Here is a 13,682-nt window from a genome sequence, read left to right as displayed (position 1 = left end):
CGCTGACATGAACACGGCAATATAATGAGAATTGTTATCATTCAATTAATGCTCGTGAGGAGTAAAATATGGCTGTAACTAAGCTGGTTCTGGTGCGTCACGGCGAAAGCCAGTGGAACAACGAAAACCGCTTCACCGGTTGGTATGATGTGGACCTGTCTGAGAAAGGCGTTGGCGAAGCAAAAGCGGCCGGTAAACTGCTGAAAGACGAAGGCTTTAGCTTCGATTTTGCTTATACCTCTGTGCTGAAACGTGCCATCCATACCCTGTGGAACGTTCTGGATGAACTGGACCAGGCATGGCTGCCGGTTGAGAAATCCTGGAAGCTGAACGAGCGTCACTACGGTGCGCTGCAGGGTCTGAACAAAGCAGAAACCGCTGAGAAATACGGTGACGAGCAGGTTAAACAGTGGCGCCGCGGCTTTGCTGTGACCCCGCCAGAGCTGACCAAAGACGATGAGCGTTTCCCAGGCCATGACCCGCGCTATGCGAAACTGACTGATGCAGAGCTGCCAACCACCGAAAGTCTGGCGCTGACCATCGATCGTGTCGTGCCTTACTGGAACGAAACCATTCTGCCACGCCTGAAGAGCGGTGAGCGCGTCATTATCGCCGCTCACGGTAACTCTCTACGTGCGCTGGTGAAATATCTGGATAACATGGGCGAAGATGAGATCCTCGAACTGAACATCCCAACGGGCGTACCGCTGGTGTATGAGTTCGACGAAAACTTCAAGCCTATCAAACATTACTATCTGGGCAACGCTGACGAAATCGCGGCAAAAGCAGCGGCAGTGGCGAACCAGGGTAAAGCGAAATAATTTTCGCCAGACATAAAAAAAGCGCGGAGCATTCCGCGCTTTTTTATTGGCGCTGACGGCTTAACCGCGGCGCGCTTTCACTGCATTCGCCAGATGACGCAGGATGGTATCGGTGTCTTCCCAGCCGATGCAGGCGTCGGTAACGCTTTTACCGTAGACCAGCGGTTCGTTGCTTTCGAGGTTCTGATTCCCCTCCACCAGGTGGCTTTCAATCATCACGCCAATGACCGCGTTTTCGCCGCCGGCGATCTGCTGGCACACATCTGCCCCCACTTCCATCTGCTTCTTAAACTGCTTGCTGGAGTTGGCATGGCTGAAATCAATCATTACCTGTGCAGGCAGTCCTGCTTTTTCCAGACCGGCTTTCACCTCCGCCACGTGTTTGGCACTGTAGTTCGGCTCTTTACCGCCACGCAGAATGATATGGCAATCGCCATTACCGCTGGTGTTGACGATGGCCGAGTGGCCCCATTTGGTCACAGACAGGAAACAGTGCGGTGCCCCGGCGGCGTTGATGGCGTCGATCGCCACTTTAATGGTGCCGTCGGTACCGTTTTTGAAGCCAACCGGGCAAGAGAGACCGGAGGCCAATTCACGGTGCACCTGAGACTCGGTGGTGCGGGCGCCAATGGCACCCCAGCTCATAAGATCGGCCATGTACTGAGGGGTGATCATGTCCAGGAACTCACCCGCCGCAGGCAATCCGCTGTCATTGATATCCAGCAATAACTTACGGGCTATACGCAGGCCGTCGTTAATCTGGAAACTGTTATCCATATGCGGATCGTTAATCAGCCCCTTCCAGCCCACGGTGGTACGCGGTTTTTCGAAGTAGACGCGCATGACGATTTCCAGTTCATCCTTTAACTCCTCCCGCAGCGTCAGCAGGCGAGTTGCATACTCTTTCGCTGCCACCGGATCGTGAATGGAACAGGGTCCGATAACCACTAGCAGGCGATCGTCGTTACCTTTCAGGATTTTATGGATCGCTTTACGCGCGTGCGAAACGGTATTGGCAGCATTTTCAGTGGCGGGAAACTTCTCCAGAAGCGCTACAGGGGGCAGTAACTCATTGATCTCTTTAATACGTAAATCGTCATTCTGATAATTCATTTTCTTTCCGCTAGACATATTTTTGGTATTGAATGCAATCCCTTCAATCTATCCCGGCTGTGAAGAAGTGTAAACACGCTTTTACACTACGCACAGATAAATCCTGGAATTTACTAAAAAAACGCCACAATCTAGCGAAAAATGAGATCTGCCCTAGACTTTTTAATTGTAAACACTCTCTTGAAGAGATTTTGCAAAATTCCATACTGACCTAAATAGTGATGTTGGAATCTTTCACCATTAATTCGAATCTTTATTTCGCGAATGCACTGTTGGAAGAAGTTATCCAGCAAATAACGACCAGAACAGGAGCAGCACTATGAAAATGACTAAACTGGCAACCTTATTCCTGACAGCAACCCTGACAATGGCAAGCGGTGCAGCGCTTGCAGCGGATAGCGCTTCCGATGGCGGTAATGGCCAGGCAAACGCCGCCGCTGAAGCAGGCCAGGTTGCCCCTGATGCTCATCAGAATATTGCGCCAAATAATGTTGATAACAGCAACATTAATACGGGCAATACTAACACCGGCGCTAGCGGCACTATGTCTCACTCCAACAGCAATAGTACTTCCGCGACTGGCGAGCATATGAGTAAAGATGAAGTGCACAAAAACTCAATGTGTAAAGATGGCAAATGTCCGGACACCAACACGAAAGTTGAACCGAACATGAGTACTGAGGAACGTAAAACCGACGGTACTTCGCAGTAATAGATAGCCGGCGGCTAAAAAAGGAGAGCGAAAGCTCTCCTTTTTTGTGCCACTTTTTTGGGCATCATGTTAAAAACATTACACTTCCCGGATTAAAGTAACAGGACATATTTCATGGCGCACGCCCACTCTCACGCTCCAAAGGACGATAACGCTAAACGACTCATGCTAGCGTTCGGAGTCACTGCCACCTTTATGGTTATTGAGGTGATTGGCGGGTTGGTTTCTGGCTCGCTGGCGCTGCTGGCGGATGCAGGCCATATGCTCACCGATGCCGCCGCGTTGCTGTTTGCACTGCTGGCAGTCCAGTTTTCCCATAAGCCTGCTGGCAAAGGAAGGACTTTCGGCTGGTTGCGCCTGACGACGCTCGCTGCGTTCGTCAATGCGCTGGCGCTGGTGGGCATTACCGCACTTATCGTCTGGGAGGCAATCCAGCGCTTTTATCACCCGCAACCGGTCGCCGGCGCGACGATGATGGGGGTGGCTGTGGCCGGTTTGGTGGCCAATATTCTGGCGTTCTGGATCCTGCATCGCGGTAGTGCGGAAAAAAATCTTAACGTTCGCGCGGCGGCGTTGCACGTACTGGGCGATCTGCTGGGTTCGGTTGGGGCGATTCTGGCAGCGTTGGTAATTCTGTGGACGGGCTGGACGCCGATAGACCCTATCCTCTCAGTGCTGGTCTCGTGCCTGGTGTTGCGTAGCGCCTGGCAACTATTAAAAGAGAGCGTGAATGAACTGCTGGAAGGCGCGCCAGCCTCGCTGGATATCGCTGCACTGAAGCGCAACCTGTGCCGCTCCATCCCGGAGGTGAGAAATGTGCACCATGTGCATGTGTGGATGGTGGGTGAGAAACCGATTATGACCCTGCACGTGCAAGTTATTCCCCCGCACGATCATGATGCGTTGCTGGAACGCATTCAGCACTTCCTTGAAGAGCATTACCAGATATCACACGCCACCATCCAGATGGAGTACCGCCCCTGTAGCGGACCGGAATGCCGCCTCAATGAGGCGCAGACCGGTCATGAGCATCATCACCACCATTAATGAGAAAGCGCGCGAGAACCCCGTTTACGTGCGCTGTTCATCCACATACGGCTGCCATTCAGGGCAATGAAGGTGAGGATCAGGTACTCCAGCGACATGGCGTAGACCCCCTGCAGGGCGAAAATCACTACGCTGATAATGTTAATGATGACCCACAAGAGCCAGTTTTCGACATATTTGCGGGTCATCAGGATCATGGCCACGATCGACAACACCATCATGCAGGAGTCCCAGAACGGGAAAGCATCCGGCTGAAGCTCAGGCATAGAGACATTCAGGCCGATACTGCTCATTACCGATACGGCTACACGGGTGAGGAAACCAAACACCGGATCGATCCAGACCGTCATCAGACCAATCGCCACCACGCAGGCCGCAAGCCAGGCAAGGGCTTTTGGCAAGGGCAACCAGCGGATCTGCAGTTCCGCCTGCTGCTGGCTGTTTTGTCGGGACCAGGCATACCAGCCATAGATATTGGCAGCAAAGAAAAAGAGCTGCAGTAGCAGGCTGGCATAGAGCTGAATTTGAAAGAAGATGATGGCAAAGAGTGTGACGTTAACCAGCCCAAACGCGTAGTTAACAATCTTCTCCAGACTGGCCAGCCAGATGCAAAGCAGACCAGCAATGGTGCCTACCGCCTCAATCCATGACAAATCGTAGCCGCCAGCCCCAATCGGTATATGTACCAGAATGTTTTGCGTGCTAAAAAAGTCCATCTTTTCCCCTGAGCGTATCGTTATGAATTTAATGCTTAAGGACGAAGTGTAGCCGCAAAATCCAGCATGCGGTTAAGCGGCTTCAGCGCGCCTTCACGCAGCGCAGCATCAACATGAATCTCATGTGCCGCGCCACCTGATTCCAGCCCCTCTGCAATGGCTTTCAGCCCGTTCATGGCCATCCATGGACAGTGAGCGCAACTGCGACACGTCGCCCCTTCTCCGGCGGTAGGCGCTTCGAACAGCACTTTTTCCGGTACCGCCTGCTGCATCTTATAAAAGATCCCACGATCGGTTGCCACAATAAGTTGTTGCTGTGGCAATGTTTTTGCTGCAGCAATCAACTGGCTGGTAGAGCCTACCGCATCAGCCATATCTACGATGGCCTGGGGTGATTCCGGGTGTACCAGAATAGCCGCCTGGGGATAGAGGGCCTTCATACGTCCCAGAGCCTGCGTTTTGAACTCGTCATGCACAATGCAGGCCCCCTGCCAGCAGAGCACATCGGCCCCGGTCCGTTTCTGTACATAATTGCCCAGATGCCGGTCCGGTGCCCAGATGATTTTCTCGCCCAGGCTGTCGAGGTGTTCAATCAGTTCAACGGCAATGCTTGAGGTGACGACCCAGTCAGCTCGCGCCTTAACCGCAGCAGAGGTATTGGCATAGACCACCACTGTCCTGTCCGGATGGGCATCGCAAAAGGCCGTAAATTCATCGATTGGGCAGCCTAAATCGAGCGAACATTCCGCCTGTAGGGTCGGCATGAGAATGGTTTTTTCGGGGCTTAATATTTTTGCAGTTTCACCCATAAAGCGCACGCCCGCTACCAGTAGCGTGGATGCGGAATGTTTGGCTCCAAAACGCGCCATCTCAAGTGAGTCTGAAATACAGCCGCCGGTCTCTTCCGCCAGTTGCTGGATTTCAGGGTCGGTATAATAGTGTGCGACCATCACCGCATCACGCTCTTTCAGCAGACGCTTGATTTTCTCACGGTAAAACTGATTTTCGTCCAGCGTCAGCGGGGCAGGCTTAGGCGGAAAAGGATAGATTGCGGCTTCTGGATCAAACATCACGCTCATTATGGCTTCTCGTTTTACTAGCTTAACAATTTTGCCTCTGATATGCGTGTGAAAGCGAAGGAGAGGCAATTGCGTTTTGTATACTAAACAAGATAGCGAAATTGAGAATAAAAGTCACCGTCAACGGTGCGCGTTATTGATAAATGGGAAATCCTGCCAGGCGCATTTTAAAGAAGAAGGCGTTATGGAATAGCAGATAGCAAAAAGGCGCCTTTAGGGCGCCTTTTTACATGGGTGGGTCGTGCAGGATGACTCGGCTTCGCCTCGCCCTTCGGGCCGTTGCTCACGCAACGTTATCCTTCACGTTTAACATCTGAGTAAGACATTAAAATTGGTGGGTCGTGCAGGATTCGAACCTGCGACCAATTGATTAAAAGTCAACTGCTCTACCAACTGAGCTAACGACCCGAGTGGTGGGTGATGACGGGCTCGAACCGCCGACCCCCTCCGTGTAAAGGAGATGCTCTACCAACTGAGCTAATCACCCACTCTGTACTGCCGGAACTGCTTTAAGTGGTGTGTCGTGCAGGATGACTCGGCTTTGCCTCGCCCTACGGGTCGTTGCTAAAGCAACGCTATCCTTCACGCTTTACTACTGCGTCCACCTAATTATTGGTGGGTCGTGCAGGATTCGAACCTGCGACCAATTGATTAAAAGTCAACTGCTCTACCAACTGAGCTAACGACCCACTTTCACGCTGTTTTCACGGAGTGTGATATCCCGTGGCAACGGCGGCATATATTACTGATTTAAGAATTCTGCGCAACAAAAATTTCGATAGAGATCACTTAACTGCTTACGATTCATGCTGCACGACCAGAAATAACGCGTTTTCTGGTCATGCGGTAATCATCCCATCGACCCAAGACGTTTTTGCGCTTGTTTGGCACCATCGGTACCGGGGTACTTCGCAACTACCTGCTGGTAGACGGCCTTCGCTTTCGCGGTGTCGCCTTTGTCCTGCATGATCACGCCGACCTTAAACATAGCATCCGGCGCTTTTGGTGATTTCGGGTAATTCTTCACCACGGAGGCAAAATAGAACGCCGCATCGTCTTTTTTCCCCTTGTTATAATTCAACTGTCCCAGCCAGTAGTTAGCATTAGGCTGATAGGTTGAATCAGGGTACTTCTTCACGAAGTTCTGAAAAGCCGCAATGGCATCGTCCTGACGCGCATTGTCATGCACCAGGGCAATTGCCGCATTGTAGTCTGTATTGGCATCACCGCTCTGTACAGGCGCGCCACCCGAGGTGGACGCATCTGCGGAAGGGGCTGGTGCTGCCGGCGTCGCGCTACTCTGTTCGCCTGCTGCTGGCTGTGCTGCCGCACCGCCGTTATTCAGGCTATCCATCTGCAGCAAAATCTGCTTCTGACGTTCCACAACCTGGTTTAGCTGATACTGACTTTCCTGGATCTGACCACGGAGAGAATCAATATCGTTTTGGTTGTCAGAAAGTTGCTGCTGGAGTTGCGTTAAAAGCTGGCTGTGAGCATTAGAGATACGCTCGAGTTGAGTGACCCGGTCTTCTACCGAGCCTGAGCCGACACTACTGATTGGTGCCTGAGCAAAAGCGGCCCAGGGGGCCGCTATTCCAACCAGTAACGACAGACTCATCAAATGATGTCTGAAGTTACTGCTCATGCAATTCTCTTAGTAAACCAGTACGGCACGACGGTTTTTGGAGTAAGCCGCTTCGTCGTGGCCCAGTACTGCAGGTTTTTCTTTACCGTAAGAAACGATGGAGATCTGGTCAGCAGAAACGCCTTTACCCTGCAGATACATTTTAACAGCGTTAGCACGACGCTCGCCCAGAGAGATGTTGTACTCCGGGGTACCACGTTCGTCCGCGTGACCTTCTACGGTGACTTTGTAAGATGGGTTGCTACGCAGGAAGTTAGCGTGAGCATCCAGCATCGCAGCGAAGTCAGAACGGATGTCGTATTTATCCAGATCGAAGTAAACGATGTTGTTCTGCTGCAGCTGCTGCATCTGAAGACGCGCTTGCTCTTCAGAAGACATGTTGCCATTGCCGTTCGCGTCCATACCGGTGCCGGCACCCATCATGCCTTCGCCGCTCTGGTCATTGCTGGCGTTCTTGTTAGAAGAACATGCCGCGATTGCCATTACAGGCAGAGCGATCATCAGCCCCTTCAGCACTTTGTTCAGTTGCATTTCTATGATTCCTTTAGTAATCAATTAATTATTATTTACAGATACGGCGACCAGGCAGGTGATTTTACCTGTCCATCAGTTGCCGGAATACGCGCTTTGAAACGCCCATCTGTAGAAACCAGATTCAGCACAGATCCCATCCCCTGAGAAGAGCTGTAGATTACCATAGTGCCGTTAGGTGCCAGACTTGGCGTTTCATCCAGGAACGTTGACGACAGAACTTGTACGCCACCCGTTACCAGATCCTGTTTAGCAATGTGTTGCTGACCACCGGCCGAGCTCACCATCACCATAAATTTACCGTCTGTGCTGACGTCAGCATCCTGGTTCTGTGAACCTTCCCAGGTAATACGCTGCGGCGCACCGCCGTTAACGTTGACTTTATAAACCTGCGGACGTCCGGCCTGGTCAGAGGTAAAGGCCAGATTCTGGCTGTCCGGGAACCAGGTTGGTTCGGTGTTGTTGCTACGACCGTCGGTCACCTGGCGGATCTGACCCGAGCCAATATCCATCACGTACAGGTTCAGGCTGCCTGTTTTAGACAGGGCAAAGGCCAGTTTAGAACCGTCCGGCGAGAAGGCTGGAGCACCGTTGTGACGCGGGAACGAAGCCACCTGACGCACAGCACCGTTAGACAGCGTCTGGATAACCAGCGCAGAACGGCCGCTTTCGAAGGTTACGTAAGCCAGTTTAGAACCGTCCGGTGACCAGGCCGGAGACATCAGCGGCTGTGGTGAACGGTGAACGGTGAACTGGTTGTAGCCATCGTAATCAGACACACGCAGCTCATACGGGAACTGGCCGCCGTTAGTCTGTACGACATAGGCGATACGCGTGCGGAAGGCACCCTTGATGCCGGTCAGCTTCTCGAACACTTCGTCACTTGCGGTGTGGCCCGCATAACGCAGCCACTGCTTGTTCACTTTGTAAGTGTTCTGAGCCAGTACGGTACCTGGGGCACCACCGGTATCCACCAGCTGGTAAGCGACGTTATAGCCGCCGTCCGGCGCAGGCGTTACCTGACCGACGACGACCGCGTCAATACCCAGCGCAGACCAGGCAGCAGGCTGTACTTCCTGTGCTGTACCCGGCTGCTGTGGCAGGCGAGAGCGATCCAGGGGGTTGAATTTACCGCTGTTACGCAGGTCAGCCGCAACAATGCCGCCGATATCCTCAGGCGCGGCTCCAGGGCCAGCCCACTGGAATGGAACAACGCCAATCGGACGTGCCGAGTCCACCCCCTGGGTGATCTCGATACGTACTTCTGCGTGCAGCACGGCTGCCCACAGCATTAAGAAACTAAATGCTACACGTAATGCCTGCTTCATCATATCTCCCTTACCTGGGTAACATTACCCGCGATAATTTAGCAGAATATTAACAAACCCAAATAGACAACACTACCAGAACCCTGTGACTAAACCTGGTCTATTTTCCCCGTTTTCACGAGGAAAATTTTCCTTATGGTTTGAAATCCAGCGGCGCATTTTTAAAGACTTCATACACAGCCTGAGACGGCGGCTTAGGCATTCTGGCCTGACGCGCAGCTGCCAGAGCAGCATTACATAAGGCTGGATCGCCACCTTCGGACTGAATATCAAGCAGCATGCCGTCTGGAGCCAGTTTTATACGCAGCGTACAGGTTTTGCCTGTATAGGAAGACGCATCATAAAATCGGCTCTCAATAGCAGCTTTAATCTGCTGGGCATAACCGTTGATCTCAGCGCCTGAGGCACCGTTACTCTTAGTGTTACCGCTTCCGGCCGGGGCAGCATTATTTCCTTTCGCCCCTCCGCCCGTTTTCGGCGCATTCTTACCAGAGCTTAGATCGCCCAGGAGATCGTCAACGCCCGAAGCTGCAGCGGCTTTTTCAGCAGCGGCCTTTTTGGCAGCCGCTTTTTCAGCGGCAGCTTTTTTATCGGCAGCGGCTTTTTCGGCTGCCGCTTTTTTATCTGCGGCAGCTTTCTCGGCAGCCGCTTTTTTATCAGCTGCAGCTTTTTCAGCGGCAGCCGCTTTTTCAGCCGCGGCCTTCTCGGCAGCAGCCGCTTTCTTCGCCGCGTCAGCCGCCGCTTTTTTCTCGGCTTCCTGTGCAGCTTTCTTCGCAGCTTCTGCTTCAGCTTTCTTCTGTGCTTCTGCGGCGGCTTTCTTTGCCGCTTCCGCTTCTACTTTCTTCTTCGCATCTGCGGCCGCTTTCGCCGCCTCGGCTTCAGCTTGTTTCTGCGCGTCTGCAGCAGCTTTCTTCGCGGCTTCTGCGGCTTCTTTAGCCTGAGCATCCGCTTTTGCTTTCGCGTCTGCGGCCGCTTTGGCTGCAGCCTCTTCAGCCTGCTTCTGCTGCTCCTGGGCTTTTTTCGCCGCGTCTTCCGCCTGTTTCTGCTGCTGTGCCTGCTCTTTCGCCGCTTCCTGCGCCTGCAAACGCTCTTTTTCAAGCTGCTTCAGACGCTCTTGCTCTGCGGCCTGCTTTTCACGCAGTTCCTCAGCTTGCTGTTGCGCCTGTTTTTCTCGCTGCTCTTCAGCACGTTTTGCACTCGCCTGCTGTTGCTGCTGACGATTATAGTTCTGAACGACGGCGCCGGGATCCACCATAACGGCGTCGATGGAGGATCCCCCACCGCCACCTGCTGATGCATCTATATGCTCGTCGAACGAACTCCAGATCAGTACTGCAAACAGAATGACATGCAGCACCGCCGAGATAATAATCGCCCGTTTAAGCTTATCGTTTTGTTCGGTTGCCTTTGACACTATTGGTTCCCAAAAACTTTTTTGTGTACGCAGATAATCAAATTGGCTGCGTCATCAAGCCGACCGACTTAACACCCGCGCTATGCAGCAGGTTCAGCGCTTTAATGATTTCATCGTAAGGCACATCTTTCGCACCACCGATTAAGAAGACCGTTTTCGGATTTGACTGCAGGCGGCGTTGTGCTTCAGCAATAACCTGCTCCGGCGGAAGTTGATCCAGACGATCTTTTTCCACCACCACGCTGTATTGCCCGACCCCTGACACCTCAATGATGACCGGCGGGTCATCATTGGTGCTCACAGCCTGCGACTCTGTCGCATCCGGCAGATCAACCTCTACGCTCTGCGTAATGATGGGAGCCGTTGCCATAAAGATCAGCAACAGCACCAGCAGTACGTCCAACAGCGGTACAATGTTGATTTCGGACTTGAGTTCGCGACGACCTCGTCCACGCTGTCTGGCCATGGTTTACCCCTTGTTGCTCTCGGTGCTGGTAAACGCCTGACGGTGCAGAATTGCGGTGAACTCTTCCATAAAGTTGTCGTAATTCAGTTCCAGTTTATTCACGCGCTGGTTCAGACGGTTATAAGCCATTACCGCAGGAATAGCGGCGAAAAGACCGATTGCCGTCGCGATCAGCGCTTCTGCGATCCCCGGAGCAACCATCTGCAGCGTGGCCTGTTTTACCGCGCCCAGCGCGATAAAGGCGTGCATAATCCCCCACACGGTACCAAACAGGCCGATATACGGGCTGATGGAGCCGACTGTGCCGAGGAACGGAATATGCGTTTCCAGCGTCTCAAGCTCGCGGTTCATTGAGATACGCATCGCACGGGATGCCCCTTCAACAACCGCTTCCGGCGCGTGGCTATTCGCTCGATGTAAGCGCGCAAATTCCTTAAACCCGCTGTAGAAAATCTGCTCAGAACCCGAAAGGTTATCACGACGGCCCTGGCTCTCCTGATACAGGCGAGACAGTTCGATACCGGACCAGAACTTGTCTTCAAAGGCTTCGGCTTCGCGGCCTGCGGCGTTAAGGATACGCGTTCTCTGGATGATAATGGCCCAGGATGCGATAGAAAAACCAATCAAAATCAACATGATAAGTTTAACCAGAAGGCTAGCCTTCAGGAACAAATCAAGGATATTCATGTCAGTCACTGCTTAAACTCCGCGACAATAGACTTAGGAAGCGCACGAGGCTTCATTATGGTTGGATCAACACAGACAATCAGTACTTCTGCTGAGTTCAGTACCGTGTTCTCTGCGTTGACGATACGCTGCGTGAAAACCAGCGAGGTTCCGCGCATTGATGTAATTTCCGTTTGGACTTCGAGCATATCGTCGAGTCTGGCGGGCGCAAAATACTCCAGCGTCATCTTGCGTACCACAAAGGCAACTCGCTCAGCCAACAGCACTTGCTGGCTAAAGTGATGATGGCGCAGCATCTCAGTGCGTGCTCGTTCATAAAAGGCAACGTAGCTGGCGTGGTAAACCACACCCCCGGCGTCGGTGTCTTCGTAGTAGACACGAACCGGCCATCGAAACAGCGTTGTATTCACTTTACATCCCGGTAATGCAACAAAAGTTAGCGCTTTTAAACTTCGCTACTATACGCGCGGGAATGATGGTTTGGAATGGGGGAAAGTAAACGGAGAGTAAATTTTTATGGGCCCTGGTAAGCCCATAATATTAACGGAGGGTTCTTATTCAATTGAAAAAGAAAATCAGGCCAGCGAACAGCACCAGGTCGGCCACCAGCGGACAAAAAATGCCCTGCCAGAGAGGGGCTTTCGGACGAAAACCGACGCCGTGGATCACCCCCGCACAGACGGCCCACATAATAAGAAACCCGTGCCAGATCTCGAGCGTACTGGTTCTGGCAGCAAAGCGCGCCGGATCCCAAAATACGCATCCTGCCAACACTAATGCCATCACAAGGGAAAGCGCCCTTAACGGGCGCTTGTCCATTACGCGATAGAGGGTCGCGATAATTTCCATCAGTGTTTTTCTTCACCGGCTTTGGACGCTTCAACGTGCTCCAGCGCCAGGGCGGTAATCACCCCAAATGCACAGGCAAGAAGCGTCCCTAAAATCCATGCGAAATACCACATATTCAGCTCCTTACTTAGTACATAGAGTGGGTGTTACTTTCGATATGTTCTTTGGTGAGACGACCAAACATTTTCCAGTAACACCAGGAGGTGTACAGCAGAATAATGGGTACGAACACACCCGCAACATAGGTCATCAGATTAAGCGTCAGCTGACTGGAGGTCGCATCCCACATTGTCAGGCTCGCATTCATCATGGTGCTTGATGGCATCACGAACGGGAACATCGCGATACCGGCAGTCAGGATAATGCACGCCAGGGTCAGTGACGAGAAGACGAACGCTAGCGCGCCTTTTTCCAGACGAGAGGTCAGCACGGTCAGGAGCGGCAACAGCACGCCCAGCGCGGGGATAGCCCAAAGCGCAGGCATATTGTTGAAGTTCACCAGCCATGCACCTGCCTGACGCGCCACTTCTTTCGTCAATGGATTAGACGGCGCAGCGTGGTTGATCGCAGAGGTCACAACGTAGCCATCAATACCATACATTACCCAGACACCGCCCAGGGCAAAGCAGACCAGCGTCACCAGCGCAGCAACCTGCGCCGTTGCGCGAGAGCGCAGGTGCAGTTCACCCACAGTACGCATCTGCAGATAGGTCGCACCCTGAGTAATGATCATCGCCACGCTCACCACACCTGCCAGCAGACCAAACGGGTTCAGCAGCTGGAAGAAGTTACCGGTGTAGTAAAGACGCATGTACTCGTCGATGTGGAACGGTACGCCCTGCAGCAGGTTACCAAAGGCTACGCCAATCACCAGCGGTGGCACAAAGCTACCGATGAAGATGCCCCAGTCCCACATGTTACGCCAGCGGGTATCTTCAATCTTGGAACGGTAGTCAAAGCCTACCGGACGGAAGAATAAAGAGGCCAGCACCAGAATCATCGCCACATAGAAGCCGGAGAACGCCGCGGCGTAGACCATCGGCCAGGCAGCAAACAGCGCGCCGCCTGCGGTGATCAACCACACCTGGTTACCGTCCCAGTGAGGAGCGATGGAGTTAATCATGATACGACGCTCGGTGTCGTTACGACCGAGGAAACGGGTGAGCATGCCCACCCCCATGTCGAACCCGTCGGTGACAGCAAAGCCAATCAGCAGAATGCCAACCAGTAGCCACCAGATAAAACGCAATACTTCATAATCGATCATTTGACGA

General features: G+C 52.8%; 16 protein-coding genes and 3 tRNA genes. 3 read left to right on the top strand and 16 right to left on the bottom strand.

All coding sequences use genetic code 11. The features are described from left to right. Nucleotides 1-68: 68 nt before the first annotated feature. Complete coding sequence (gene gpmA / locus B2Q93_RS11645; protein WP_040076512.1) at nucleotides 69-821, top strand: 2,3-diphosphoglycerate-dependent phosphoglycerate mutase; 753 nt, start codon at nucleotides 69-71, stop codon at nucleotides 819-821. A 60-nt stretch (nucleotides 822-881) separates the two neighbouring features. Here gpmA and aroG read toward each other — a convergent pair whose 3' ends face one another. Beyond that, nucleotides 882-1,934: a 3-deoxy-7-phosphoheptulonate synthase AroG gene (gene aroG, locus B2Q93_RS11640; protein ID WP_286933100.1), complete on the bottom strand. Its 1,053-nt coding sequence runs from the start codon at nucleotides 1,932-1,934 to the stop codon at nucleotides 882-884. A gap of 319 nt (nucleotides 1,935-2,253) precedes the next feature. On the opposite strand from aroG, the gene B2Q93_RS11635 reads away from it, so the two are divergent. Both B2Q93_RS11635 and zitB read left to right on the top strand, forming a co-directional pair. After that, complete coding sequence (locus B2Q93_RS11635) at nucleotides 2,254-2,646, top strand: YbgS-like family protein (RefSeq protein ID WP_046886966.1); 393 nt, start codon at nucleotides 2,254-2,256, stop codon at nucleotides 2,644-2,646. A gap of 114 nt (nucleotides 2,647-2,760) precedes the next feature. Further along, a complete protein-coding gene (gene zitB, locus B2Q93_RS11630; protein WP_046886967.1) occupies nucleotides 2,761-3,693 on the top strand; it encodes a CDF family zinc transporter ZitB in 933 nt (310 codons plus the stop codon). Here the strand turns inward: zitB and pnuC are convergent. The 15 genes from pnuC to cydB all read right to left on the bottom strand — a co-directional run bounded on the left by pnuC (nucleotide 3,690) and on the right by cydB (nucleotide 13,675). After that, the gene (gene pnuC / locus B2Q93_RS11625) at nucleotides 3,690-4,409 is read right to left on the bottom strand and encodes a nicotinamide riboside transporter PnuC (protein WP_046886968.1); all 720 of its coding nucleotides are present in this window, start codon (nucleotides 4,407-4,409) and stop codon (nucleotides 3,690-3,692) included. The genes zitB and pnuC overlap by 4 nt on opposite strands. A 35-nt stretch (nucleotides 4,410-4,444) precedes the next feature. Next, nucleotides 4,445-5,488, bottom strand: a complete 1,044-nt coding sequence (gene nadA, locus B2Q93_RS11620) for a quinolinate synthase NadA (RefSeq protein WP_286933096.1) — start codon at nucleotides 5,486-5,488, stop codon at nucleotides 4,445-4,447. 332 nt (nucleotides 5,489-5,820) lie between these two features. Beyond that, a tRNA-Lys gene (locus tag B2Q93_RS11615) sits at nucleotides 5,821-5,896 on the bottom strand. A gap of 3 nt (nucleotides 5,897-5,899) precedes the next feature. Then, nucleotides 5,900-5,975 (bottom strand) — tRNA-Val (locus B2Q93_RS11610). 126 nt (nucleotides 5,976-6,101) lie between these two features. Beyond that, nucleotides 6,102-6,177: transfer RNA gene (locus B2Q93_RS11605), tRNA-Lys, on the bottom strand. A 161-nt stretch (nucleotides 6,178-6,338) separates the two neighbouring features. Beyond that, entirely contained in the window at nucleotides 6,339-7,133 is a 795-nt protein-coding gene (gene cpoB / locus B2Q93_RS11600) for a cell division protein CpoB (protein WP_286933094.1), read from the bottom strand. Nucleotides 7,134-7,142: 9 nt separating this feature from the next. Continuing rightward, nucleotides 7,143-7,664, bottom strand: a complete 522-nt coding sequence (gene pal / locus B2Q93_RS11595) for a peptidoglycan-associated lipoprotein Pal (RefSeq protein ID WP_003858578.1) — start codon at nucleotides 7,662-7,664, stop codon at nucleotides 7,143-7,145. A gap of 35 nt (nucleotides 7,665-7,699) precedes the next feature. Next, complete coding sequence (gene tolB / locus B2Q93_RS11590; RefSeq protein WP_040076519.1) at nucleotides 7,700-8,992, bottom strand: Tol-Pal system beta propeller repeat protein TolB; 1,293 nt, start codon at nucleotides 8,990-8,992, stop codon at nucleotides 7,700-7,702. 133 nt (nucleotides 8,993-9,125) lie between these two features. Then, nucleotides 9,126-10,406 (bottom strand): cell envelope integrity protein TolA, encoded by a 1,281-nt coding sequence (gene tolA / locus B2Q93_RS11585; RefSeq protein WP_046886972.1) that lies wholly within the window; start codon nucleotides 10,404-10,406, stop codon nucleotides 9,126-9,128. Between the two features lie 37 nt (nucleotides 10,407-10,443). After that, entirely contained in the window at nucleotides 10,444-10,872 is a 429-nt protein-coding gene (tolR, locus tag B2Q93_RS11580) for a colicin uptake protein TolR (RefSeq protein WP_032617094.1), read from the bottom strand. Nucleotides 10,873-10,875: 3 nt separating this feature from the next. After that, on the bottom strand, nucleotides 10,876-11,568 hold the full coding sequence (gene tolQ / locus B2Q93_RS11575) for a Tol-Pal system protein TolQ (RefSeq protein ID WP_072056387.1): 693 nt from the start codon (nucleotides 11,566-11,568) through the stop codon (nucleotides 10,876-10,878). After that, nucleotides 11,565-11,969: a tol-pal system-associated acyl-CoA thioesterase gene (gene ybgC, locus B2Q93_RS11570; protein WP_003858593.1), complete on the bottom strand. Its 405-nt coding sequence runs from the start codon at nucleotides 11,967-11,969 to the stop codon at nucleotides 11,565-11,567. The genes tolQ and ybgC overlap by 4 nt, the downstream gene beginning before the upstream one ends. Nucleotides 11,970-12,117: 148 nt before the next feature. After that, complete coding sequence (gene ybgE / locus B2Q93_RS11565) at nucleotides 12,118-12,411, bottom strand: cyd operon protein YbgE (RefSeq protein ID WP_172657834.1); 294 nt, start codon at nucleotides 12,409-12,411, stop codon at nucleotides 12,118-12,120. After that, complete coding sequence (gene cydX, locus B2Q93_RS11560) at nucleotides 12,408-12,521, bottom strand: cytochrome bd-I oxidase subunit CydX (RefSeq protein ID WP_006177208.1); 114 nt, start codon at nucleotides 12,519-12,521, stop codon at nucleotides 12,408-12,410. Before cydX ends, ybgE begins: the two co-directional genes overlap by 4 nt. 14 nt (nucleotides 12,522-12,535) lie before the next feature. Continuing rightward, the gene (gene cydB / locus B2Q93_RS11555; RefSeq protein WP_046886974.1) at nucleotides 12,536-13,675 is read right to left on the bottom strand and encodes a cytochrome d ubiquinol oxidase subunit II; all 1,140 of its coding nucleotides are present in this window, start codon (nucleotides 13,673-13,675) and stop codon (nucleotides 12,536-12,538) included. Nucleotides 13,676-13,682: the final 7 nt, after the last annotated feature.

Origin of the sequence: Leclercia sp. UBA5958 (genome assembly GCF_002430365.1) — a bacterium.
Lineage (GTDB): Bacteria > Pseudomonadota > Gammaproteobacteria > Enterobacterales > Enterobacteriaceae > Enterobacter > Enterobacter pneumoniae.
The sequence above is the reverse complement of the archived record's forward strand: the minus strand, read 5'-3'. Positions and strand labels throughout refer to the sequence as shown.